The organism is Nonomuraea sp. NPDC050663 (genome assembly GCF_044456985.1).
Lineage (GTDB): Bacteria > Actinomycetota > Actinomycetes > Streptosporangiales > Streptosporangiaceae > Nonomuraea.
In genome coordinates this window covers 179,951-203,706 of record NZ_JBITGL010000016.1, presented here as the reverse complement: position 1 = coordinate 203,706, position 23,756 = coordinate 179,951, and the positions used below count along the sequence as shown (strand labels likewise).

Sequence of the window (23,756 nt, the reverse complement as noted above, 5' to 3'; positions counted from 1 at the left end):
CCGGGGGTCGCGCGCCGTCGGTGTGGTCCGGCGGACATCGCGCGCAAGGCCCGCCGGCCGGATCGTAGGCATCGTGGTGGGCCCTGACCCCGATGCGATCCGCACGGTACGGCAGGTGCCGCACGGGCATGGCCGCGGCCGTTGAGGACGCAGGCGACCTTCCCGCCGGCGTGCGGGCTCGGGCCAGAACCCCGCTCGATTTCGCAGCGCATGGGCGGCGGCATGACGTCGCCGCCTCTGCTCGGATCGGCGAAATCTCGCCGATAGCGTGCGTCAGGTGCGGACCGTCAGGTTGACCGCCGCCGGGGCGAGCACGTGCTCGATCACCATGACCGCCGCCCCGGTCACGCCCGCCTGGTCTCCCAGCTCGCTGGCCCGGATCTCCAGCCGCTGCGTGGCCAGCGGCAGTGAGCGCGCGTAGATGACCTCGCGGACTCCGGCCAGCAGGTGCTCGCCCGCCTCGGCCAGGTCGCCGCCCATCACGATCAGCGCCGGGTTGAAGAAGTTGACGATCGAGGCCAGGACCAGCCCGATGTCGCGTCCGCTCTGCCGTACGAGCTGGATGGCCTGGGTGGAGCCGGCCCGCACCAGGCCCACGACCTCGCGTGTGCCGGCCACTCCGAGCGCGGCGGCCAGCGCGCCGCCGCCGGCGACCGCCTCCAGGCAGCCGAGGTTGCCGCAGCGGCACATGACGTGGTCGGCGGACGGCAGGCGGATGTGCCCGATGTCTCCCGCGGCGCCCTGGGCGCCGCGGTGCAGGCGGCCGCCGCTGATGACCCCGCAGCCGATGCCGGTGCCGACCTTGACGAACAGGAGGTGCTCGGCGGCGCGGTGCTCGCCCAGGGCCATGATGTTGACGTCGTTGTCGACCAGGACCGGCGCGCCGGCGCGGGCGGCGAGCCACTCGGGCACGGGGAAGCCGTCCCAGCCCGGCATGAGCGGCGGGTTGACGGCCAGGCCGCTGGCGTGCTCGACGGGGCCGGGCAGGCCGACCCCGATCCCGCACAGGTCCGCGGAGGTGTGGCCGGTCTCGGCCAGCAGCTCGTGCAGGGTCTCCAGCAGCCAGCCGAGCACCGCCTCGGGGCCGAGGGAGATGGACAGGTCGGCGCTGCGCTCGGCCAGCGAGGCTCCGTCCAGGTCGGTCAGGGCGACGCGGGCGTGGGTGACGCCGAGGTCGGCGGCCGCGACGATGCGGGCGCGCCGGTTGAAGGCGAAGGCGGTGGCCGGACGGCCGCCGGAGCTGGTGCTTTCCTCCAGGGGGACGATCCAGCGCTGGTCGAGCAGGGCGTCGATGCGCTGCGCGATGGTGGACCGGGCCAGGCCTGTCAGCTGGGCCAGCTCGGCTCTGGTCCGGGCCTGACCATCGCGCAGTATCGACAGAAGCGCACCTGGCGTGTCCTGCATCGACACCTCCTTTTCCTCGTTAAGTCTACCATTCCCCGACTTTTGCTTGACCATCGTCATAAGTCGGATTTACGATCGCCGAACACGCCGGACATAAGCCGGAAATCAGGTGAATATGCTGACGATGACCGGGATCGGGAAGAGCTTCCTCGGTGTGCGAGTTCTCGAGGGAGTCGATCTCCAGGTGGCCGCGGGCGAGGTCCACGCGGTGGTGGGCGAGAACGGCGCGGGCAAGTCCACCCTCATGAAGATCCTCGCCGGCGTCCACGAGCCCGACGAGGGCACGATAGAGATCGACGGCGAGCGGATCGTCTTCGGTCACCCGCTGCGCGCGCAGCGGGCCGGAGTGGCGATCATCTACCAGGAGTTCAACCTCCTGCCCGAACGCACTGTCGCCGAGAACGTCTTCCTCGGCCGCGAACCGGCCAGGAGAGGTCTGGTCGACCGAGCCGCCATGTCGGAGGCGACCCGCACACTCCTGCGGGAGCTCGGCGAGGACTCCTTCCGCCCCGACGACGCTGTCAAGCACCTGTCGGTCGCCCAGCGGCAGGTCGTCGAGATCGTCAAGGCGCTGTCGCTGCGGGCGCGCATCGTGGTGATGGACGAGCCCACCGCCGCCCTGGCCGAGCACGAGGTGGAGCTGCTCTACCGGCTGGTGCGCCGGCTGCAGGAACGGGGTGTGGCGGTCGTCTACATCTCCCACCGGCTGCGCGAGGTCTTCGACCTGGCCTCGCGCGTCACCGTGCTCAAGGACGGCCGCCGAGTCGTCACCGCCGCGATCGCCGAGGTGGACACCGACCGGCTGGTCCGCCACATGGTCGGGCGCGAGCTCAGCGCCTACTTCCCGCCGCGATCGAGCGCCGCGCAAGAGGTACGGCTGAGCGTACGCGGCGGCGGCAACGACCGGCTCGACGGCATCGACCTGGAGCTGCGCGCCGGTGAGATCCTCGGCGTGGCAGGGCTGCAGGGCTCGGGGCGCACCGAGCTGGCCAAGGCGCTGTTCGGCGCCGAGCCGTTCACCCGCGGCCGGATGAGCCCCCTCTTACCCCGCACCGTCCGCGAAGCCGCGCGAGCCGGGATCGGGCTGGTCACCGAGGACCGTAAGGCCGAGGGCCTGGCCTTGCGCCAGACGGTACGCGACAACGCGCTGCTGGTGTCGCGGGCGCTCGGCCGGGGCCGGCGGGGCGGGGTGCGCGAGCTCCTGGAGAGGGTACGGCTGTCGCCGCCCCGCCAGGAGGCCGAGGTCCGCTACCTGTCCGGCGGCAACCAGCAGAAGGTGGTCCTGGCGAAATGGATGACGCAGGCACCACAGGTGCTGCTGCTGGACGAGCCCACCCGCGGCGTGGACGTCGGGGCCAAGGCCGCCATCCACGAGCTGATGCGAGAGCTGGCCGGTTCCGGTACGGCGATCCTGATGATCTCCTCGGAGCTGCCGGAGCTGATCGGGATGAGTGATCGGCTGATCGTCATGCGGGACGGCCGGATCGCGGGCGCCCTGCCGGCGGGGTCCTCGGAGGAGGACGTCATGCGGCTGGCGGCCGGCGAGGAGGTGGCGACGTGACGCCGCGTGAAGCCACTTCCGCCGACGCTCCGGCAAAAGCCTCGGATGGTTACGGCAAAAGCCGCCGATCCCTGTCCGCGGCGCTCACCCCGACCAGGGCCGTCTTCCTGGCCTTGGCCCTGGCCCTGCTGATCGGCTGGATCCTGGTCGCGGTCAACGGCGACGACTTCCTGACGGTGGAGACGATCGTCGGCATCCAGCAGCGCTCGGCCGCCCTGGGCATCGTCGCGGTCGGCCAGACCCTGGCCATCCTGGCCGGCTCGCTGGACCTGTCGGTCGCCTACCTGATCAGCCTGACCTCCCTGGTCGCCGCCGAGGTCATGCAGACCTACGGGATCGTGGCGGGGATCGGCGCGGTGCTGGTGGTCAGCGCGGCGGTCGGCCTGGTCAACGGCCTGGTCATCACCAAGCTGAAGGTCCACGCCTTCATCGCCACCCTGGGCGTGGCCCTGATCATCAAGGGCGTCCTGGACCACTTCTACGACGGCCCCGCCGGGCGCGTGCCGGAGTCCTTCCAACTGCTCGGCTACAGCCGCATCGGCCCGGTCCCGGTCGCGGCGATGTTGTGGGCGGGCGTCGCGCTGGCCGCCTGGTTCCTGCTGACCAGGACCCGGTACGGCTATCGCGTCTACGCCGTCGGCGGCGACGTGGAGGTGGCCAGGCTGTCGGGCGTCAGGACCGACCGCACCGTCATCGCCACCCACGTGCTGTGCTCGCTGTGCGCCGGGATCGCCGGCCTGCTGCTGGCCAGCCGTCTGGGCGCCGGCGCGCCGACGGTCGGCACCGACGGCGGCTACGACCTGGAGTCGATCGCCGCGGTGGTGCTCGGTGGCACGGCGCTGGCCGGCGGCCGGGGCGGCGTGCCGGGCACGGTCGGCGGGGTGCTGCTGCTGGCCGTCCTGGACAGCGTCTTCAACCAGTTGGAGGTCAACTCCTTCTTCAAGGATGTCGTGCGCGGCGTGGTCATCGTGGTCGCGGTGGCGGTCTATGCCAGAAGGAGGATGGCCAAGTGAAGCGAGCGCTCCCGATCCTGGTGGTGCTGTTCGTCCTGCTGGCGCTGATCGCGCTCGCCAATCCGTTCTTCCTGGAGCCGGCCGGGTTCCTGGCCTTCGTCAAGCGTGCGGCGCCACTGGTGATCCTGGCCGCCGGGCAGTATTTCGTGATCGTCTCAGGGGAGTTCGATCTGTCGGTCGGCTCGCTGGTGACGGTCGAGGTGGTCGTCGCCGCCCGGCTGATCGACGGCGACGAGGCGGCCACCTGGCCGGTGCTGGCCCTGCTGATCGCGCTGGGACTGGTGGTCGGCCTGGTCAACGGCGTGATCACCACGAAGCTGAGGGTCCCGTCGTTCATCACCACGCTGGGCATGATGCTGATCCTGTCCGGTGCCGTGTTCCTGTGGACCGGCGGTGCGCCGCGCGGCGCGCTGTCGCAGGCCTTCCGCGTCTTCGGCCGCGACACGCTGTGGTCGGTGCTGGTCGTGGTGGCGTTCGCGGCCGCGGCGGTCCTGCTCATGCGCGCCGACTTCGGCCGCACCCTGATCGCCACCGGGGACAACGACCGGGCAGCGGCGCTGTCGGGGGTGCGCACCGATCGGGTCCGCATCCGGGCCTTCATCATCTCGGGGCTGGCCGCGGCGGTCGCCGGCATCCTGCTCGGCGGCTTCGCGGGAGTCTCGGCCCAGGTCGGGCAGGGGCTGGAGTTCTCGGCGATCACCGCCGTCGTGCTCGGCGGGGTGGCACTGGGCGGCGGGCGCGGCTCGGTCGTGGCCGCGATGGCCGGCGCGTTCACCCTGGAGGCTCTGTTCACCCTGCTCAACCTGTACGGGATCTCCGGCGCGCTGGAGTTCACCGTCCAGGGCGTGATCATCATCGCCGCGGTCGCGGTGGGAGCCGTGCGGCTGCCATTCCCGAAATTCACCCCCCGAAAAGTCAAGGGAGACGTCCATGTCGCGTCATAAGGCCTTAGTGGCCGCGTTCGTGCTGCTCACCGCGGCCGCGTGCACGACCGACAAGCCCACCACCAGTGCCACCCAGGGGCCGGCTGCCAGCTCGCCCGCCGCCGAGCCCAGCGCGAGCGACGCCGCCGCCGGGACCGGTGAGCAGTCGAAGTTCTTCGTGCAGGCTGACTACGACGCGCAGCTGGCCATGCGGCAGCAGGCCCCCGAGGGCCCGGCGGACAAGCCGTGGGAGCAGGCCATCGCCCCCCAACTGGGCGACACGGCCCAGTACAAGAAGGACGGCCCCTACCACCTGTGCTTCTCCAATGCCGCCGTCAACAACCCGTGGCGGCAGGTGGGCTGGAAGACCATGCAGGCCGAGGTGAAGCTGCACAAGGAGATCACCGAGTTCACCGCGCTGGACGCCGAGGGCAAGGACGACAAGCAGATCTCCGACATCGCGGAGCTGCAGGGCAAGGGCTGCGACGCGCTGATCATCTCGCCCAACACGACCGCCACGCTGACGCCGGCGGTCAAGGCGGCCTGCGAGAAGGTGCCGGTCATCGTCTTCGACCGCGGGGTGGAGACCGACTGCCCGGTCACCTTCATCAAGCCCATCGGCGGCTACGCCTTCGGCGCCGACGCCGCCGAGTTCCTGGTGGAGAAGGTGCCCGCGGGCGGCAAGGTGCTGGCCCTTCGCATCCTGCCCGGCGTGGACGTGCTGGAGACGCGCTGGTCGGCGGCGAAGGTGACCTTCGACAAGTCGCAGCTGGACGTGGTCGGCGTCGAGTTCACCGACGGTGACGCGGCCAAGACCAAGTCGATCGTCAGCGACTACATCGCCCGCCACGGCAAGATCGACGGCATCTGGATGGACGCGGGCGCGACCGCTGTGGCCGCGATCGAGGCCTTCGAGGACGCCGGGTTGCCCGTGCCGCCGATCAACGGGGAGGACCAGCAGGACTTCCTGCAGAAGTGGAAGCAGGGCAACCTGACCGCGCTGGCTCCGACCTACCCGACCTACCAGTGGCGCACGCCGATCCTGGCCGCTCTGAAGATCCTCAAGGGCGAGCAGACGCCGAAGATGTGGAACCTGCCGCAGCCGAAGATCACCTCTGAGACGCTCGACCAGTACCTCAAGCCGAACATGCCGCCGCTGCACTACGCGCTGTGCGGCTGCGAGACGATGCCGGGCTTCCCGGAGAACTGGGGCGGCAAGAAGTGAACATCGGGGTCAACACCTGGGTGTGGACCTCGCCCCTGACCGACGGCGAGCTCGCGGCGCTGGCGCCGCGGGTCGCCGCCTGGGGGTTCGACGTCATCGAGCTGCCGGTCGAGCAGCCGGGAGACTGGGATCCGCACCGGGCCCGGGACCTGCTCGACGCGCTGGGCCTGGCGGCCACGGTCGTGCTGGTGATGCCGCCGGGCCGGGACCTGGTGGCCTCGCCGCACGTCGCGGAGACGCAGGACTACCTGCGTCACTGCATGGACGTGGCCCGGATCGTCGGCTCGCCGGTGATCGCCGGGCCGGCGTACACGGCGGTGGGCCGCACGTGGCGCATGTCCCAGGATGACCGGATGAATGCCTATGAAGAGCTGCGGAGAAATCTGCGTCCGGTCGCCGCACACAACGACGTCAAGATCGCCGTCGAGCCGCTCAACCGCTACGAGACCAGCCTCGTCAACACCGTCGAGCAGGCCCTCGACGCCCTCCCCGACGAGGTCTACCTGGCCCTGGACACCTACCACCTGAACATCGAGGAGAAGGACCCGGCGCGGGCCGTCCTCACCGCCGGCGGCAGGATCGCCCACGTCCAGGTCTGCGGCACCGACCGGGGCGCCCCCGGGCAGGACCGCTTCGACTGGCCGGCGTTCGTCTCCGCGCTCAAGACCACGGGCTACGACGGCCCGCTCGTCATCGAGTCGTTCACCGCGCACAACCAGACGATCGCGACGGCCGCCTCCATCTGGCGGCCGCTCGCGCCCAGCCAGGACGCGCTCGCCGTCGACGGCCTGGCCTTCCTCCGCACGCTCTGACGTCACCTGGAGCCCGGGTCCATCAGAGCGGCGGCCTCCTCCTCCGACAACCGGTCGATCTCGGTGGCGAGGGCTGCCTCCACCGCGGCGGCCAGGCGGCGTACGGTCCTGGTGGTGAAGAGGGCGTTGACCGGCAGCTCGATCTCCAGCTCCGAGCAGATCCTGGCGACCACCCGGGTGCCGAGCATGGAGTGCCCGCCGAGGTCGAAGAAGTCCTCGTCGACGCCGAACCCCTCCCTGCCGAGCACCCCGGTCCAGATCTCGTGGACCAGCTCCTGCGCCGCCGTCTCCGGGGCGGCGGCGGCGACGGCGGCGACCGGCGCCGGGCAGGGGAGGGCCGCACGATCGAGCTTGCCGTTGGGAAGCCGGGGAAAATCGGCGACCGGGACGTAGAGGCTGGGCACCATCGTGGACGGCAGGCGCTCCTGCAGGTAGGCGCGAAGTTCGGCCACGGGCGCCGCCTGGTCCACGTACGCGACCAGGGCGCGGCCACCGGGGGCGTCGTCCCGGACGGCGGCCACGGCGCGGGCGACGCCCGGATGGGTGGTGAGGGCGGCCTCGACCTCTCCGAGCTCGATGCGGACGCCTCGCACCTTGACCTGATCGTCCGCCCTGCCGACGAACTCCAGGGTGCCGTCGGCCAGGCGGCGGACCAGGTCGCCGGTGCGGTAGAGCCGGCCGCCCGCAGTACTGAAGGGGTCGGGGACGAAGCGTGCGGCAGTGAGGGCGGGCCTGCGGTGGTAGCCGCGTGCGAGGCCGTCGCCGCCGAGGTACAACTCGCCGATCACCCCGGGCGGCACCGGGTGCATCGCCTCGCTCAGCACGTGGGCGGTGGTGTTGGCGACCGGGGTGCCGATGGAGACCGCCTGGTCGCCGGGGTGCATGCGGTGGGTGAGCGACCAGATGGTGGTCTCCGTCGGGCCGTACATGTTGTGCAGCTCGACGGCTGTCTCCTGCAGCCGCGTGGCGAGCGCGAGTGGCAGCTGCTCGCCGCCGCTGAGCACCCGGGGCAGGCCGGGCGGCAGCTGGGCGGCGATCTCCTCCAGGACGGACGGCGGCGCCTGCACGGTCGTCACCCTCTGCCCGACGAGGAGCTCTGTCAGCGGACCGTCCGGCGGCGCGACCACGACCGTGCCGCCGGCCAGCAGCGGCCCGAACAGTTCCAGCCCGGCGATGTCGAAGGAGAGCGGGGTGAGCAGGAGCATACGCTCGGCCGGGGTGAAGGCCAGCGACTCCACGAGGTTGACCACGCCCCGGTGCGGCACCATGACGCCCTTGGGCACCCCGGTCGAGCCGGAGGTGTAGATGATGTAGGCCAGATGGTCGGGGGTGACGTGCGGCAGCGGCGGACCCTCGGCGGCGCGGGGCGCGAGGTCGGTCAGGATCTTGACGCCGCGTAGCCGTCCGGCCAGCGCCGCTCTGCTCAGCGCGAGCGTGGCGCCGGAGTCCTCCAGCATGAAGCGCAGCCGCTCCTCGGGGTAGCGCGGGTCGAGCGGCACGTAGCAGGCTCCCGCCTTGAGCACCGCGAGCAGCGCCACGACGAGGTCGGCTCCCGGCGGCAGGCAGACCGCGACCGGCGTCTCGGCTCCGGCCCCGCGCGACATCAGGAGGCGGGCCAGCGACTCGGACCGTTCGTCGAGGTCGCGGTAGGTCAGAGAGCGGTTCTCGTGCGGGACGATGACCGCGACAGCCTCTGGCGTCCTGGCGGCGTGAGCGGTCACGAGCTCGTGCAGCGTCGCCGCGGGATAGGGGGTCGTGGCTCCGTGCCAGGAGCGCGCCACCTCCTCGCATCGCCCGGCGCTCATCAGCGGCAGGCGCGACAGCGGCAGCGAGGGGTCGGCGACGGCCGCCCGGAGCAGCGCGAGGTAGCCCTCGGCGAGGGTGGCGATCGTGCCGGGGTCGTAGAGGTCGGTGCTGTACTCCAGCCAGCCGTGCATCTCGCCCTGCGAGTTCTGCAGCTCCAGCGTGAGGTCGGTCTTGGTGGTGCCGGTGCCGATCTGGCCGCGCACGTCGAAGGGCACCTGGTTGAAGGCGATCTGGTAGAGCGGGGTGCGCGCGGGGTCGCGGGGCGGGTTGACCGCGCCGACGATGCGGGCGAAGGGGACATCCTGGTGTTCGAGCGCCTCCATGACCGTGTCGCCGACCCGCTCCAGCGCGTCGGCGAAGGACGGGTCTCCCGACAGGTCGGCGCGCATCGGCAGGGTGTTGACGAACATGCCGATGAGCGGGTTGAACTCGGGTTCCTCGCGGGCGGCGACGGGCGAGCCGATCACCACGTCGTGCTGCCCGCTCCAGCGGGCGACCAGCGCGGCGAACGCGGTGAACACCACCATGAACGACGTCACGCCCCTGGCTCTGGCCAGCGCGGTGACCTGGCCGGACAGCTCGGCGGGGACGGTGAAGGGGTGCAGGGTTCCCGCATAGGTGAGCTCGGCGGGCCGCGGACGGTCGGGGGTGATCTCCGGCGGCACCGATCCGGCGAGCTTCGCGCGCCAATAGTCCAGGCCGGCCTCGAAGGGCTGGTCACGCTGCCAGACGGCGAAGTCCGCGTACTGCACCTCCAGCTTGGCGAGGACGGGCTCGCGGCCCTCGCGCAGCGCCTGGTAGACCTCGGCCAGGTCGTCGGAGAAGACCGCGGCCGACCAGGCGTCGTAGACGATGTGGTGGGTGACGATGATCAGCCGCCACTGCCCGCCACCGAGCTCCACCAGCCGCGCACGCCACAGGGGCGCGCCGTCGAGGTCGAACGGCTCGGCGGCGTCGGCGGCCGCCAGCGCGTCGAGATCCTCGGGCGAGCCGCTCAGATCGGTCCTGGCCAGCCGTACCCGGACGTTCTGGGCGATCACCTGGACGAGCTGCTCGTCGCGCAGCTCGAAGCGGGTGCGCAGGGGCTCGTGCCGGTCGAAGATGATCTGGATGGCCGCTTCGACCAGCTCGGGGTCGATCGGGCCGAGCCGCTCCAGCTTGGAGACTCCCGCGATGTTGTACAACGGCAGGCGGGGGTGGAGCTGGTGGAGGAACCAGATGCGCTCCTGGGCGAAGGATGCGGGGAAGACGTCTTCGGTCACAGGCATGCGCGGATCTCCCTGGTGATCGGCTCCAGCGCACTGACCTCGCCGATGGTGGCCAGCCAGTGCCACTGGTCGAGCGCGTGGTAGAGCCGGTAGAACGCGAGCCGTTCCTCGTGGTCGGCGGGCAGCTCGCCGTACCCCTCCAGCAGGGCGTGGCGGCGGTGGGGGTCGCCGCGGACGGCGAAGTAGTCGGTGCGGGCCAGGTCCATGAGGGGGTCGCCGGCGAGGGCGTTCTCGACGTCGATGAGGCCGGTCAGCTCCCAGCGGCCGTCGCGCTCGGCGACCATGACGTTGCGCTCGTGGAAGTCGTGGTGCAGCAGCACGGGCGTGGCGCAGCGGGCCAGCAGGTGCCGGTCGGCGCGCACGCGCTCCACGAGCGCGGCGTGGACGGCCGGATCGCCGCCGAACTCCGCGAACTGGGCGAGCTTGAGGTCGAACTGGCCTCCGACGTAGGCGTCGTTGGTCGGTTCGCGCAGCCCGTCGATCGGGCCGAACGAGGTCAGCTCCACGCTGTGCACGGCACGCAGCAGGCCGCCCATCTCGTGGTAGAGCCGCAGGATCGTCTCCTGGTCCAGCCCGGCCGAGACCTGCGACAGCGGCCTGCCCGGCACCTTCGTCATGACGAGATAGGCCTGCGGCAGGTCCCGCTTGGAGTCGTCGGCGCGCACCACCGCGGGTGCGGCTGCTCCGGTACGGCCGAGCAGCTCGTAGACCTGCCGCTCCTTGCTCATCCGTTCGGTGAACAGCCCGGGGTAGAGCTTGAAGATCAGTTCCCTGCCGCCGGTCCTGACCTCGTAGACGGCGCTGATCTCGCCTCCGGTGCGCAGCGTCACCTCGCTCACCGGCTCGCCGATCAGCTCGCTCGCCTTGGCCGCGCTGAGCGGCATGGCCAGGGCCTTGGCGAAGGCGGGCGCGCTCCAGGCGAGGCTGACGGTGTTGCCCGCCCGAGCCTGCAGGGCCCGCGCGCCCACGAGGTCGTCGGGGTCGGCCTCCGGCACCTCGGTGTCGAACCGCGCCAGCACGGGCACGCGCATCGACACCAGCACGTGGACCGCGATGGCGAGCCCGAGCACGATGTACATGAGGGCGATGCCGCGGCCCGCCCCCACGCCGATGACCGCGCCCACGCTGCCGGCCAGCGCGCCGCCGGGGGCCATGAGCGGCTCCAGCAGCCGCTCACCCAGCGGGGCGACCACGGCCATGCCGACGGGCAGCGTCGACCAGGAGACCATCTGGTTGAACGCCATGACCCGGCCGTGGAAACGCTGGGGCACCTTCACGTGGATGATCGTCATGAAGACGCCGTTGACGATCGACAGGCTGCACCACAGCCCGAACGCGCCCAGCCCCACGACGGCCGGCGAGGCGTGCAACCCGGTCAGGATCGCGAACGCGCTGAGCGCGAGGGTCCCCAGCAGCACGGCCCGCATCCGGCGCCGGCGCGGCCCGCCCCACAGCGCCACCACGACGCCGCCCAGCGTGGCGCCGAGACCGCCGACGAACGAGATGCGCCCGGCGGTGTCGAGGTCGGCGAACGACAACACCAGCGGCGAGATCGACATCAGCACCGCGGCCAGCATGATGTTGAGCACCGCGAAGTAGATCAGCGCCGCCCGCAGGTGGCGGTTGCCCAGCGACATGCGGAAGCCGGCGGCGATCTCGGCCGCCAGCGTCTCGCGCCGCTCCAGCCCGAGCGTCGCGGGGAAGCGGATGAGGGCCAGCGCCACGAGCACGACGGCGAAGCTGGCCACGTCGATCACCAGGATGCCGCTGAGCCCGATCCCGGCCAGCAGCGCGACGGCCAGCAGCGGGGCCGCGAACTGGGAGGTGCCGATGAGCATCTGCACGACGCCTGCCGCGTGCCCGAGATACTGCTTGGGCACGAGCTGGGGCAGCGCGGCGCTGTAGGCCACCCGCTGGAAGACGAGCATGACCGAGAGCGCGGCGACCAGCGGATAGATGTGCCAGGTGGCCAGGTTCCCGGTCCACAGCAGCATGCCGAACAGCAGTTGCACGCCTCCGGCCAGGCAGTTGCCCAGCACCATCATCCGGCGTTTGCCGCTGCGGTCGACGACGGCGCCGATCAGCGGGGAGGCGATCACGCCCGGCATGATCGCCAGGGCGACCAGCAGGGCGAAGTTCAGCAGGGATCCGGTGGTGGTGTACACCCAGATCGGGATCGCGAAGTCGGTGACCGCGGTGCCGACCATGGAGACGAGCTGGAACAGCGAGACCGCCAGGAACCGGCGCAGGCTCGGCGGCGGCGCGTCCGCGCGGGGCGGCTCCTGGCCGGAGGTCGCCTCGACCCACCACCCGGCGGCCGGTCCGCGAGCTGAGCGGCTGAGGGCGTCGGCAGAGCCGTACTCCATCGCGATGTGTGTGTTGGTGAGGACCTGGGCGAGGTCGTCGGCACGATATTTCAGGTAGTAGTGACCGGCCTCGTCGAGAATGACCAGCGCGTTCGTGGGGGACAGGAACTGCCACTCGCGGTAACGCTCGCGGTAGTAGTCGGTGGCCGGGTCCTGCTCGCCGACGACCGCGATGACGGGCGCACGCAGGGGTTCGCCCCGCTCCGACAACATGCGGGTGAACGACTCCTCCGCGATCAGCGTGTCGCGCCGCTGGTTGCGGACCATGAACGCGACCTGCTCCTCGTCCAGGCCGGAGATGTCGTTGCCCATGGCCTTCATACGGTTCTCGTAGGTGCGGTCGCCGCGCAGCCGATCGGACCGCAGCAGGCGGCCGAGGGGTCCTGCGACACGTCCGCGCGGCCGGGCGAAGGGGAAGATGGCGCCGATGTAGACCGCCGCCAGCTCCCTGCCCTGGGCCTCCAGCCGTCTGGCGACCTCGGCGGTGACCGCGCCGCCGATGCCGCAGTGCCCGTACAGGGCGATGGGGCCCTCGACGTGGTCGAGGATCTCGCGCACGCAGCGCTCGATGACCTCCTCCAGCGGCATGACCGGCTCGTCGGGGCGGCCGGGGTCGTGGCCGGGGAACGCCATCGAGTAGAGCGCGCACTCCTCCGGCAGCGCGTCGGCCAGGGGCTGGTAGACCAGGGCGCTGCCACCGCCGTACGGGAAGCAGACGAGGGTGAGCGCGGGCGTGGTGCGGGAGCGGGTGAGGCGGTGCAGCAGGTCGCGGTCCTCGTTCCCGGCCGGCGCCGGACCGTCGATGAACGCGGCGAGCGCGCGGACGGTCGAGTGTTTGAACAGGTCCATGACGCCCACCGAGCGGCCTTCGACCGGCGCGAGCAGCTTGCGCAGCCTGGCCACGACCTGGATGGCGACCAGGGAGTGGCCGCCGATCTCGAAGAAGTCGTCGTCGGCCCTGATGCCGGGCACGCCCAGCAGGTCGCCCCAGATCCCGGCGACGGCGATCTCGGCAGGGGTGCTCGGGGGCGCGCCGTCGCCGCCGGTGCGGGTGGGGGAGGGCAGCGCGGCTCGGTCCACCTTGCCGTTGGGGCTGAGCGGGAAGGCGTCCATCCAGACATAGGCGCCGGGCACCATGTGGTCGGGCAGGAGCTCCTTCAGCCGGGCGCGCAGCTCGCCTTCCTCGCGGCCGGTGACGTAGGCGACCAGGCCTTCCGAGCCGGCCACGACCAGGGCCTCGCGCACGCCGGGCTGTTCGCGCAGCACGGCCTCGATCTCGCCGGGCTCGACCCGCTGCCCGCGGATCTTGACCTGGTGGTCGAGGCGGCCGAGGAACTCCACGGCACCGTCGCGCCGCAGCCTGGCCAGGTCGCCGGTGCGGTAGAGGCGTTCTCCCGGCGAGCCGTACGGGTCGGGCACGAAGCGGTCGGCGGTCAGGCTCGGCCGGTCGTGGTAACCCTGCGCCACCTGGACACCGCCGATGTGCAGCTCACCCGGCACTCCGCAGGGGACGGGCCGCATACGCGCGTCGAGGATGTGGATGCGCGTGTTCTGCACCGGATGCCCGATCGCGATCCGCTGCTCGCCGGGCACGCACCGCCAGGCCGTCACGTCGACGGCGGCCTCGGTCGGGCCGTACAGATTGTGCAGCTCCACGCCGGGCAGCCGCTCGAAGAAGCGGGCGGCCACGGCGGCGGGCAGTTCCTCGCCGCTGCAGATCACCTGCCTGAGCGACCCGCAGCGCTCGATGCCGTCTTCCTCCAGGAAGGCGGCGAGCATCGACGGCACGAAGTGCATGGTCGTCACGCGTCCGCTGATGATGAGGTCGCGCAGGTAGGCGGTGTCGCGGTGGCCGCCGGGCTCGGCGATCACGAGGCGGGCGCCGGTGATGATCGGCCAGAAGAACTCCCAGACCGAGACGTCGAATCCGGCGGGCGTCTTCTGCATCACCGCGTCGTCGCCGCCCAGGCCGAAGCGGCTCTGCATCCAGTGGAGGCGGTTGACGATGGCGGAGTGGGGGTTGGGCACCCCCTTGGGGCGGCCGGTCGAGCCCGAGGTGTAGATCATGTAGGCCGGGTGGGCCGCCGTCAGCGGGACGTCCGGCAGGGGGTCGTGCGCGTGCGTCGACTGCTCGGGCAGCAGGATCGCCGCGCGGGCGTCCCGCAGCATGAAGTCGAGGCGCTCGCGCGGATAGTCGGGGTCCAGCGGGACGTAGGCGGCCCCGGACCGCACCACCGCCAGCAGGCTCACCACCAGGTCGAGCGAACGCTCCATCGCGACCGCGACCCTGGCGCCCGGCCGCGCGCCGAGCTCGCGTAATCGCCGCGCCAGATCAGCCGATCGCCGCTCCAGCTCGGCGTAGGTGAGCCGCTGCGCGCCGTACTCCAGGGCGACCGCGCCCGGCGTGCGCGCCGCCTGCTCCTCGAACAGCTTGCCGAGCGTCGCGCCCCTGTCGTACGGCACGCGCGGCCCTTCCGCCAAGGCGAGGAGCCGCTCGTGCTCCCCCTCGGCCAGCATGTCCAGATCGGCCACCCGCAGTCCCGGCGCCTCGGCAGCGGCGCGCAGCAGCGTCACGAACCGGTCGCCAAGCTCGGCGACGGTCTCCTCGGACAGCAGGTCCCGGTTGTAGACGAACAGCGCGTCCAGCCCGTCGGCGCGTTCGGTGAGGAACAGCTCCAGCTCGAACGGCGCCGCCCCGGCCGTCAGAGGGTACGGCTCGGCCACCAGCCCCGGCCAGGTGGTGCTCTCCTCGTCGTAGCTCTGCAGGGCGAGCGCGACCTGGAAGACGGCGGTCCGCGAGGCGTCTCGGGCCAGCCCGAGCTCCGCGATCAGCTGCTCGAACGGCAGCCGCTGATGGGCGAAGGCGTCGAGGGTGCTCTGCCGCACCCTGGCGAGCAGCTCGGCGAAGGTGGGATCGCCGCCCAGCTCGGCCCGCATCGCGAGCATGTTGACGAACATGCCGATGAGCGGCTCCAGCTCGCTGCGCGCCCGCCCGCCGACCGGGGTGCCGACGGCGAAGTCGTCCTGCCCGCTATGGCGGCCGAGCAACACCTGGTAGACGGCCAGGACCACCATGTACAGCGTGGCGTCGTGGTCACGCGCCAGGCGCTGGGCGGCGGCCAGCAGCTCGGGCCCGATCAGAAAGGAGTACGAGGCGCCGTCGAAGGTGGCGGTGGCCCCGCGCCTGCCGTCCAGGGGCAGGTCGATGGGCGGGACGCCGGACAGCCGGGCGCGCCAGTAGGCGAGATCGCCTTCGTCGATCGGGCGCCCACGCTGCCAGACGGCGAAGTCGCCGTACTGCAGAGGCAGTTCCGGCGGGGTCTCGCCCGCGTAGAACGTGCGCAGCTCACCGGCCAGGATCTGCGACGACCAGCCGTCGGCGGCGATGTGGTGAACGGTCACCAGCAGGATGTGGTCGTCGTCGGCCAGGCGGACCAGGGTGGCGCGTACGGGAAGCTCGGCGGCGATGTCGAACGGCCTGCCCAGCTCCTCGCCCAACAGCTCGCGGGCGGTGTCCACATCGGCCGCGGTCAGCGTCTTCAGGGGGACTTCCCCGGCGGGGGAGACCTCGACCACCGGTCTGCCGTCGTGGTCGGCGGGGAAACGGGTGCGCAGGATCTCGTGCCGGTCCGTGACCGCGTGGAGCGCGCCGTGCAGGCGTTCACGATCGAGATTCCCGCGCAGGCGCATGACGAGCGGAATGGTGTAGGCGGCTGTGCCAGGAGCGAACTGCTCCATGAACCACAGACCTTCCTGGGCGAAGGTCAGAGGAATCTCGTCGCCTGGCGGCCGTCGCGGGATGCCGGCCGGCTTGCTGGTGGAGCGGCGGCGGAGCCGCTGGTCGAGCAGGGCTCGCTTGGTGTCGGAAAGGTGGACATCGCCTGAGGACAGCCCGGGCGAGCTCGTCAATGCTGTCTCACTCCCTAGGGTGAACACCACATTAAGGAAGATTCATACACACTCTCCGTCTCCTGACAAATGCCCTTTTGGGGCAGGCGAGTAGCCCGAATTGTCCATCCACAAAGTGGGGGATCTCTGTGCACTTGACACCACTCCACGTGTAGTACTACGTTCAGACCACTCCAAACAGAGTGCTACATCGGGAGTTCAAATGCGAAAGCTCGTCTACTACATCGGCGTATCGCTCGACGGCTACATCGCCGGCCCCAACGCCGAGTTCGACTTCTACCCGCTGTCGGACCAGATGACCGCCTGGGTCAACGAGCGCTACCCCGAGACGGTCCCCACCCATATCCAGAAGTACGTCGGCCTCGAGGGAGCGCCCAACAGGGTCTTCGACACCGTGGTGATGGGCCGCGGCACCTACGAGGCCGCGGGCGCTTCCGTCACCAGCCCGTACTCACACCTGCGCCAATACGTCGTCTCCGGCACGTCGACGATCGACGACCCCACGGTGCGGGTGGAGGCGGGCGATCCGATCGAGCTCGTCCGGCGGCTGAAGGACGAGGACACCGGCATGGACATCTACCTCTGCGGAGGCGGCAGGCTCGCCGCCTCCCTGCTCCCGGAGATCGACGAGATCATCCTCAAGAGCTACCCCGTGGTGGCGGGAACGGGCATCCCCGTGTTCTCCGGGCAGTTCCGCCCCACCTTGTTCACCACCTCCCGGCGCGAGTCCTTCGACAACGGCGCCCAGATCGCCTGGCTCACCAAGGCCTAGAACCCCAGAGGAGCACGCATGCGCATCAAACTCCCCGCCGCGATCACCCAGGCCAAGGGCGAGCACCAGACCGGCTCGCCGCACCGGCGCGACCAGCCGGCGCGCGACCTCAAGCCCACGGGCCAGGCCAATCTCTCCCGTCGCCCGACCGCCGCCCCCCGCCGCGGCGGGTACTGATCGAGGCGGTTGTCCACGTTCATCGTGATGTGGATTGCTCGCGAGGGGCTCCGAGGGCTCGGGCGAGCACGCGCTGAACATGGTCGGTATCGGCGGGAATGTTGTCGATGAGGATGGCGGTGCACAGGCCGTCGGAGGCGGCGACGAGGGCGGCGATGGACGGCTCGTCGCTGGTGAGGGTCGCGGCGAGTTCGGCGATGTTCTCTCGCCACTGCCGGGCGACCGGGGCCAGGGCGGGTCTGCGGGCGGCGAGGGTGGACAGCTCGCGTTCGGCCAGGGCGCGTTCGCGGCCGGGGCCGCCCGATTCGACGATGAGTTCGGCGAGGCTGTGCAGCTTGTCGCCGGGTTCGTCGATGATCTGGCGGATGCGGGCGGTGTAGGTGTCGGCGACGCTGGACAGGGCGGCGACGAGGAGGTCGTCGAGGGTGGCGAAGTAGTAGGTGCTCAGGCTGACGGTGATGCCGGCCTGCTTGGCGACGGTGCGGTGGGTGACGCCGGCGGCGCCGTCGCGGGTCACCACGGCGAGGGTGGCCTCGATGATCTCCGCTCGGCGTTTGTCGCCCCTGGCCCGTCGCCCATCGACGGGCTGTCCCTTGCCATCGCTCATGCTCCCCCTTGTCCATGGTCGAGCATAGGTGAGTTCGTCACCGGGGATCGGCTGCGACGTCCTGGTCCTCGCCGAGCGGCCGGACGTGTCGTAGCGCCACCAGGCACAGCACGGTCGCGGCGACGATGGCGCTGCCTGCTACGGCGGAGGCGATGTTGATCCCGGTCGTGAACGCCTCCTGTGCGGCCCGCACGATTTCGCCGGGCACCCGGTCCGCGGTCGAGAGCGTCCCGGAGGGGCTGTCGGTGACCCTTGCGGCGTCCTCGGGCGGGAGCCCGACGGGTGCCGTCATGTGCGCGGTGTAGAGGGCGGTGGTCAGGCTGCCCAGCAGGGCCACGCCGACGGCGATGCCGAGCTCCTGAACGGTCTCCGACATCGCGGAGGCCGAGCCGGACTTCGCCGCGGGTGCGGCGCCGACGACCATGTCGGTGCCCAGCGCGGCGATCGCCCCGAGGCCGAGGTAGACGAACGCGAACCCGGCCACCACGGGTACGGCGTCGCCGATGTCGGCGGTCGCCAGTAGCGCGTACCCGATCACCGAGAGGGCGAGCGTGGTCCCCATGATCAAGCCTGGGCGGACCCTGCGGGCGATCAGCGGTGCGCCGATGGCGGCGGCGAGCATGGCCAGGGCCGGTGGACCCATCCACAGTCCCGCGGTGAACGGGCTGAGGCCTTCGACGAGCTGGAGGTACTGGGTGACCAGGTACATGGTGCCGCCGACACCGGCGAGCCCGATCAGCAGGACGACCAGTGCCGCGGAGAAGGTCCGGTCGGTGAACAGGGAGACGTCCAGCAACGGGGAGGTCAGCCGTCGTTGCCGGCGCACGAACATCACCCCCGCGACCGCGCCGAAGGCGAGGAGGATCGCCGTGCCGGCGTCCACGCCATGTGCGGACGCGTGCTTGACGGCGTAGACGGTCGGCAGTATCGCCGCCAGGGACAGGGTGACACTGACCAGGTCCAGCTGCCCGGCCTGGGGGTCGGCGTACTCGGGCAGCAGGGCCTTCGCGCCGGCCAGGACGCTGATCGCGATGGGGATCGCGATCAGGAACGCCGCGCCCCACCAGAACGCGTCGACCAGCGCTCCTCCGACCACGGGGCCGGCCGCCATGCCGAGGGCGAACATCGTGGCCCACACCCCGATCGCCATCGCACGTTGACGCACGTCGACGAACATGTTCGAGATCAGCGACAGCGTGGACGGCATCAGCGTCGCCCCCGCGATCCCCAGCAGGGCGCGTGCCAGGATCAGCAGCTCGGCGCTGGGAGCGAAGGCGGCGAACACCGACACGGCGGCGAACGCCGTCACACCGATCAGCAGCAGGCGGCGCCGACCGATGCGATCGCCCAGGGAACCCATGGTGATGAGGAATCCGGCGATGAAGAACCCGTAGGCATCCATGATCCACAACGTCTGCGTCGCGGACGGGCCGAGGTCGGCGGTCATGCTCGGCATCACCAGGTACAAGGCGGTGACGTCGATTCCCAGCAGCACGGTGGGCAGCGCCAGCAATCCCAGGCCGGCCCATTGCCGTGGACCGGCTCGCCGGGTTTCGGTCTTTGTCATGTCAGGCTCCTTCGGAAGATAGTTGGACCATAGTACAAGTAGAACTATGGTCCAACTATATGGAGCTCAGGTGACCTTCAAGCCGATGACGCCGACGACGATCAGCGCCAGACATGCCAGCCGTACCGGAGAGGACGCCTCCCCCAGCAGCACGATCCCAGCGACGGCCACCCCCACGCTGCCCAGCCCGACCCACACCGCGTAGGCCGTGCCCACCGGCAGGTCCTTCAGCGCCATCGACAACATCACGAAGCTCGCCGCCGCCGAGGAGATCGCGATCGCGGCCGGCCACGGGCGGGTGAACGCCTGCGAACGCTCCAGGGCGATCGCCCATACGACCTCCAGGGCGGCGGCGCCCAGGAGCCACAGCCAGGCCATCAGGCCGTCGTCCCCGCGTCCACCGTGATCGCCGCGCCGGTGATGTTGCGCCCGGCCGGTCCGGCCAGGTGCACCACGGTGGCGGCGATGTCCGCGGGCGTGCAGTAGCGGCCCAGGGCGGTGTAGGAGCGCTCGCCGTCGGCGTCGGGGCCGTCGGCGGGGTTCATCTCGGTGTCGGTCGAGCCGGGGTGGACGAGGTTGGCCGTGATGTGGCGGGGGCCCAGGTCGCGGGCCAGACCCTTGGTCAGGCCGATCAGAGCGGATTTGCTCATGGAGTACAGGGTCCATCCGGGGTACGGCACGCGTTCGGCGAGGCTGCTGCCGATGTTGATGATCCGTCCGCCGTCGGCCATATGCGTGGCGGCCGCCTGGGCGGTGACGAACGCCGCTCTCGCGTGTACGGCAAGCGTGTGGTCCACCGCCTCCGGGGAGACCTTGGCAAGCGGGCCATAGGGGGCGATTCCGGCGTTGTTCACCAGGATGTCGAGGCGGCCGAGCATCGCGACGGTGCGGGCGACGGCTGCCCGCAGTTCCTCCGCGTCGGCGGCGTCGGCGGCCATGGCCAGCCCGCGGCGGCCGGTCGCCTCGATCCGCGCGAGCACCTCCTCGGCCCGGGCGGCGGCGGTGGCGTAGGTGATGGCCACATCGGCGCCCGCCTCGGCCAGGCCCTGAGTGATGGCGGCGCCTATGCCCCTGCTGCCGCCGGTGACGAGTGCGACCTTGCCGTTCAGCATGTTGCCCTCCAATAAACGGAATAGGTTCCGCTTGGAAGCGTAAGCGGAACCCGTTCCCCTTAGCAAGGCCGATACAGTGACCACGTGGCACAGGAACGGGCTGACGCCGCCCGGAACAGGGCGAAGATCCTCGCCGCGGCGGCCGAGATCGTCGCCACCCGGGGCATCGGCGCGCTGGCGATGGCCGACGTCGCGGCCGCCTCCGGCGTCGGCGTCGGCACCCTGTATCGCCGATTCGGCGACAGGTCGGGGCTGGCCTACGCGCTCATCGACGAGAAGGAGCGCCGGTTTCAGCAGGCCTTCCTCTCCGGACCCCCGCCGCTCGGTCCCGGCGCGCCGCCCGCCGAGCGGGTGCGCGCGTTCCTGCACGCGCTCACCGATCGCACCTTCGCCCAGCTCGACCTGCTGCTGATGGCCGAGACGGCCGGGGAGTTCGCCCGCTTCGGCGGCGCCTACCAGGCCTACCACCAGCATCTGGCCATGCTGATCGACCGGCTCGGCCACCCGGCCGACGCGGCGTTCCTGGCCGACGCCCTGCTCGCGCCACTCGCGGCCAACCTGGTGATCCATCGGGGGCGAGAGGCGTCCGAGGTCAAGGCGGGGCTCGATGTGCTCCTGGCCGGGCTCGACCACAAGGATCGGGCGAGGAGTCCGGGCTCACCTCACGCTCAGCCGTAGACCCCCGTCCGCGGGCGTCACCTCCGATCAGCGCGGCGGGAAGGCGCAGTGGAAGACGTGCCGGCCGGGGCCGACCTCGGAGGTGGGTGGCCCGGGCAGGTCGATGAGGGCGGTGGTGTTCGGCGGGACGCGCACGGTGACCGTCAGCCGCTCGTCCTCGATGCGCCAGGCCACCTCGGCTTCGCCGTACGGAGTGTGGTGGGTGGCGCGGGCGTGGGTGAGGCCGCCGCCGGGGCGCGGGCGGACCAGGAGCTTGCGGTAGCCGGGCTCGGCCGGAGCCAGGCCGGCGACAGTGCGGTGCATCCAGTCGGCGACGGCACCGAGCGCGTAGTGGTTGAACGAGGTCATCTCTCCCGGGTTGACGGAGCCGTCGGGCAGCAGGCTGTCCCAGCGTTCCCAGATGGTGGTGGCGCCCATCGTGACCGGGTACAGCCACGACGGGCACGCGCGCTGGGTCAGCAGCCGGTAGGCGGTGTCGTAGGCGCCCACCGAGCACAGCGCGTCGCAGATGAGCGGCGTGCCGACGAAGCCGGTGCCGATGCGGTGGTCGTCGGCGGCGACCAGCTCGACCAGCCGGCGTCCGGCACGTTCGCGCTGCTCGGGGCTGTCCAGGAGGTCGACGGTCAGGGCCAGGGCGTAGGCGGTCTGGGTGTCGCAGGCCAGCCGTCCCGAGGGGGTGACGAACTCGCGGCGGAACGCCGTACGCACCCGCGCGTCCAGGTCGGCGTAGCGGGCGGCGTCGTCGGCACGGCCGAGCAGGGCCGCCGTCGTGGCCACGACGCGGGCGGTCCAGGCGTGGTAGGCGGTGGCGACGAGCGCGTGGTCGGTGCGGGCCTTGCCGGGCGCGTCAGGGGGAGCGGCGGGGTCGAGCCAGTCGCCGAACTGGAAGCCCTGGTCCCACAGATGGCCGTCGCCGGTGAGCGCGGCGATCTGGTCGACCCACGCGGTCATGCTGCCGTACTGCTTGCGCAGCAGGCCGAGGTCGCCGGTGCGCTCGTACAGCGTCCAGGGGACGAGCACGGCGGCGTCGCCCCAGGCTGCGGTGGGGGAGGCGTCGAACACCAGCGGCACCCACGGCACGTAGTGCGGGACCGTCCCCATCGCGGTCTGCTCGGCGGCGAGGTCGGCCAGCCACGACGACAGCGGTCCCGCGCAGTCGTAGAGGAAGGCGGCGGCGGGGGCGAAGACCTGGAGGTCGCCGGTCCAGCCGAGCCGCTCGTCGCGTTGGGGGCAGTCGGTGGGCAGGTCGACGAAGTTGCCGCGCATGCTCCACACGACGTTCTCGTGGAGGCGGTCGAGCAGGGGTTCTGAGCACTCGAACCAGCCGGTGCGCTTCATGTCGGTATGCAGGACCACGGCTTCGACGTGCTCGGGTTCGAGGCCTTCCACCGAGGCGTAGCGGAAGCCGTGCGTGGTGAAGCGCGGTTCGTAGGTCTCCTGCTCGGCGTCGCCTCGCAACGTGTACTGGTCGAGGGCGGCGGCGGCGCGCAGCGGGCGGATGGCCAGGGCGCCGTTCTCCAGCACCTCGGCGTGGCGCAAGGTGACCGTGTGCCCCTCCGGGCCCTGCACGCGGACGCGCAGCCGGCCGACGAGGTTCTGGCCGAAATCGAGGATGGTCTCGCCGGACGGGCCCGTCAGCACCTGGGCCGGGCTCAGGGTCTGGGTGCGGCGCACGGGCGGACCGGTCGGCGCGACCAGCCGTGCCGGGTCGTGGGTGAGCACATCGGCGGCCGGCCACGCGGAGTCGTCGAAGCCCGGCTGCGACCAGCCGTCAGGGTGCAGGCGGGCGTCGTGCTTCTCCCCGTCGTACAGGCTGGCTGAGGTGATCGGGCCGGCGGCGCAACGCCAGTGCTCGTCGGTGACGACCAGATCGGTGCCGCCGTCCGCGTAGGTGATCTCCAGCTGGGCGATGAGGGCGGTGCGGTCGCCGTAGATGTCGGTCTTGCCGCCGCTGAAGCCGATACGGCCGCGATACCAGCCATCGGCGAGGGTGGCGCCGATGGTGTTGGCGCCCTCGCTCAGCAACGCGGTGACGTCGTGGGTGCGGTAGCGAAGGCGGTGCCCGTAGCTGGTCCATCCGGGGGCGAGCACGTCGTCGCCGACGACCTGGCCGTTGAGCTCCGCCTCGAAGACGCCGTGCGCGGTGACGTACAGGCGGGCCTTGGCGATGGGGCCGCGCAGGGTGAAGTCGCGGCGCAGCAGCAGCGCGGGGCCGTCGGGGACGCCGAGCAGTTCCAGCGGCGGCGCGGCGGCCGAGGCCTGCCAGTCGGAGGGGTCCAGGAGCCCGGCTTCCACGTGGGCCCAGGGGCTCCAGTCGCTGACCGAGCCGTCGGCGCCGTGCACGCGTACGCGCACGCCTTGCCGTACTCGAGAAGTCAGTGGCGTGCCCGGCCAGGGAACGAGGACGGATTCGCGCGACTCGACGCGGCCGGTGGTGGTGCCGTCGGTGAGTTCGATCTCGTAGCCGTGCTGCTCGGTGCCGGGCTGCCAGGACAGGCGCGGGGTGGGTTCGCCGATGCCGAGGGGGTCAAGGTGGTGTTCGAAGGTGACGTGCAA

Annotated in this window: 16 protein-coding genes; 8 read left to right on the top strand and 8 right to left on the bottom strand. The window is 71.3% G+C overall.

Annotated features, from left to right (window positions below):
• Window positions 1-273: 273 nt before the first annotated feature.
• Complete coding sequence (locus ACIBH1_RS37585; RefSeq protein ID WP_397318804.1) at window positions 274-1,404, bottom strand: ROK family protein; 1,131 nt, start codon at window positions 1,402-1,404, stop codon at window positions 274-276.
• A 115-nt stretch (window positions 1,405-1,519) separates the two neighbouring features.
• Between ACIBH1_RS37585 and ACIBH1_RS37580 the strand changes: the two genes are divergently transcribed.
• The 5 genes from ACIBH1_RS37580 to ACIBH1_RS37560 are packed head-to-tail and all read left to right on the top strand — an operon-like array spanning window position 1,520 to window position 6,938.
• Window positions 1,520-2,965: a sugar ABC transporter ATP-binding protein gene (locus ACIBH1_RS37580; protein WP_397318803.1), complete on the top strand. Its 1,446-nt coding sequence runs from the start codon at window positions 1,520-1,522 to the stop codon at window positions 2,963-2,965.
• Complete coding sequence (locus ACIBH1_RS37575) at window positions 2,962-3,978, top strand: ABC transporter permease (protein WP_397318802.1); 1,017 nt, start codon at window positions 2,962-2,964, stop codon at window positions 3,976-3,978. Before ACIBH1_RS37580 ends, ACIBH1_RS37575 begins: the two co-directional genes overlap by 4 nt.
• Complete coding sequence (locus tag ACIBH1_RS37570) at window positions 3,975-4,922, top strand: ABC transporter permease (RefSeq protein WP_397318801.1); 948 nt, start codon at window positions 3,975-3,977, stop codon at window positions 4,920-4,922. Before ACIBH1_RS37575 ends, ACIBH1_RS37570 begins: the two co-directional genes overlap by 4 nt.
• The gene (locus ACIBH1_RS37565) at window positions 4,909-6,126 is read left to right on the top strand and encodes a substrate-binding domain-containing protein (RefSeq protein ID WP_397318800.1); all 1,218 of its coding nucleotides are present in this window, start codon (window positions 4,909-4,911) and stop codon (window positions 6,124-6,126) included. The genes ACIBH1_RS37570 and ACIBH1_RS37565 overlap by 14 nt, the downstream gene beginning before the upstream one ends.
• Window positions 6,123-6,938 carry a sugar phosphate isomerase/epimerase family protein gene (locus ACIBH1_RS37560; protein WP_397318799.1) on the top strand — a complete coding sequence of 272 codons (816 nt, stop codon included), beginning with the start codon at window positions 6,123-6,125 and terminating at the stop codon, window positions 6,936-6,938. The genes ACIBH1_RS37565 and ACIBH1_RS37560 overlap by 4 nt, the downstream gene beginning before the upstream one ends.
• A gap of 2 nt (window positions 6,939-6,940) precedes the next feature.
• On the opposite strand, the gene ACIBH1_RS37555 is transcribed toward ACIBH1_RS37560, so the two are convergent.
• On the bottom strand, window positions 6,941-10,012 hold the full coding sequence (locus ACIBH1_RS37555; RefSeq protein ID WP_397318798.1) for an amino acid adenylation domain-containing protein: 3,072 nt from the start codon (window positions 10,010-10,012) through the stop codon (window positions 6,941-6,943).
• On the bottom strand, window positions 10,003-16,287 hold the full coding sequence (locus ACIBH1_RS37550) for an amino acid adenylation domain-containing protein (RefSeq protein WP_397318797.1): 6,285 nt from the start codon (window positions 16,285-16,287) through the stop codon (window positions 10,003-10,005). The genes ACIBH1_RS37555 and ACIBH1_RS37550 overlap by 10 nt, the downstream gene beginning before the upstream one ends.
• Window positions 16,288-16,489: 202 nt before the next feature.
• Here ACIBH1_RS37550 and ACIBH1_RS37545 point away from each other — a divergent pair, with 202 nt between their 5' ends.
• On the top strand, window positions 16,490-17,059 hold the full coding sequence (locus ACIBH1_RS37545; protein ID WP_397318796.1) for a dihydrofolate reductase family protein: 570 nt from the start codon (window positions 16,490-16,492) through the stop codon (window positions 17,057-17,059).
• Window positions 17,060-17,077: 18 nt separating this feature from the next.
• A complete protein-coding gene (locus tag ACIBH1_RS37540) occupies window positions 17,078-17,236 on the top strand; it encodes a hypothetical protein (protein ID WP_397318795.1) in 159 nt (52 codons plus the stop codon).
• Window positions 17,237-17,255: 19 nt separating this feature from the next.
• Here ACIBH1_RS37540 and ACIBH1_RS37535 read toward each other — a convergent pair whose 3' ends face one another.
• The 4 genes from ACIBH1_RS37535 to ACIBH1_RS37520 form a co-directional block, all read right to left on the bottom strand.
• Window positions 17,256-17,843 (bottom strand): TetR/AcrR family transcriptional regulator, encoded by a 588-nt coding sequence (locus tag ACIBH1_RS37535; protein ID WP_397318794.1) that lies wholly within the window; start codon window positions 17,841-17,843, stop codon window positions 17,256-17,258.
• 37 nt (window positions 17,844-17,880) lie between these two features.
• Window positions 17,881-19,410 carry an MFS transporter gene (locus tag ACIBH1_RS37530; RefSeq protein ID WP_397318793.1) on the bottom strand — a complete coding sequence of 510 codons (1,530 nt, stop codon included), beginning with the start codon at window positions 19,408-19,410 and terminating at the stop codon, window positions 17,881-17,883.
• Window positions 19,411-19,476: 66 nt separating this feature from the next.
• Window positions 19,477-19,788 carry a DMT family transporter gene (locus ACIBH1_RS37525; RefSeq protein WP_397318792.1) on the bottom strand — a complete coding sequence of 104 codons (312 nt, stop codon included), beginning with the start codon at window positions 19,786-19,788 and terminating at the stop codon, window positions 19,477-19,479.
• The gene (locus tag ACIBH1_RS37520) at window positions 19,788-20,522 is read right to left on the bottom strand and encodes an SDR family NAD(P)-dependent oxidoreductase (protein WP_397318791.1); all 735 of its coding nucleotides are present in this window, start codon (window positions 20,520-20,522) and stop codon (window positions 19,788-19,790) included. Before ACIBH1_RS37520 ends, ACIBH1_RS37525 begins: the two co-directional genes overlap by 1 nt.
• A gap of 84 nt (window positions 20,523-20,606) precedes the next feature.
• Here ACIBH1_RS37520 and ACIBH1_RS37515 point away from each other — a divergent pair, with 84 nt between their 5' ends.
• Window positions 20,607-21,200 (top strand): TetR/AcrR family transcriptional regulator, encoded by a 594-nt coding sequence (locus tag ACIBH1_RS37515; RefSeq protein ID WP_397318790.1) that lies wholly within the window; start codon window positions 20,607-20,609, stop codon window positions 21,198-21,200.
• A gap of 27 nt (window positions 21,201-21,227) precedes the next feature.
• Here the strand turns inward: ACIBH1_RS37515 and ACIBH1_RS37510 are convergent, their stop codons facing one another.
• Window positions 21,228-23,756, bottom strand: coding sequence for a family 78 glycoside hydrolase catalytic domain (locus tag ACIBH1_RS37510; protein ID WP_397318789.1), 2,529 nt, complete (start codon window positions 23,754-23,756; stop codon window positions 21,228-21,230).

Coding starts and splice junctions, on each gene's coding strand:
- ACIBH1_RS37585 (WP_397318804.1), bottom strand. CDS start 1,404: ATGCAGGACACGCCAGGTGCGCTTCTGTCGATACTGCGCGATGGTCAG.
- ACIBH1_RS37580 (WP_397318803.1), top strand. CDS start 1,520: ATGCTGACGATGACCGGGATCGGGAAGAGCTTCCTCGGTGTGCGAGTT.
- ACIBH1_RS37565 (WP_397318800.1), top strand. CDS start 4,909: ATGTCGCGTCATAAGGCCTTAGTGGCCGCGTTCGTGCTGCTCACCGCG.
- ACIBH1_RS37555 (WP_397318798.1), bottom strand. CDS start 10,012: ATGCCTGTGACCGAAGACGTCTTCCCCGCATCCTTCGCCCAGGAGCGC.
- ACIBH1_RS37545 (WP_397318796.1), top strand. CDS start 16,490: ATGCGAAAGCTCGTCTACTACATCGGCGTATCGCTCGACGGCTACATC.
- ACIBH1_RS37540 (WP_397318795.1), top strand. CDS start 17,078: ATGCGCATCAAACTCCCCGCCGCGATCACCCAGGCCAAGGGCGAGCAC.
- ACIBH1_RS37535 (WP_397318794.1), bottom strand. CDS start 17,843: ATGAGCGATGGCAAGGGACAGCCCGTCGATGGGCGACGGGCCAGGGGC.
- ACIBH1_RS37530 (WP_397318793.1), bottom strand. CDS start 19,410: ATGACAAAGACCGAAACCCGGCGAGCCGGTCCACGGCAATGGGCCGGC.
- ACIBH1_RS37525 (WP_397318792.1), bottom strand. CDS start 19,788: ATGGCCTGGCTGTGGCTCCTGGGCGCCGCCGCCCTGGAGGTCGTATGG.
- ACIBH1_RS37520 (WP_397318791.1), bottom strand. CDS start 20,522: ATGCTGAACGGCAAGGTCGCACTCGTCACCGGCGGCAGCAGGGGCATA.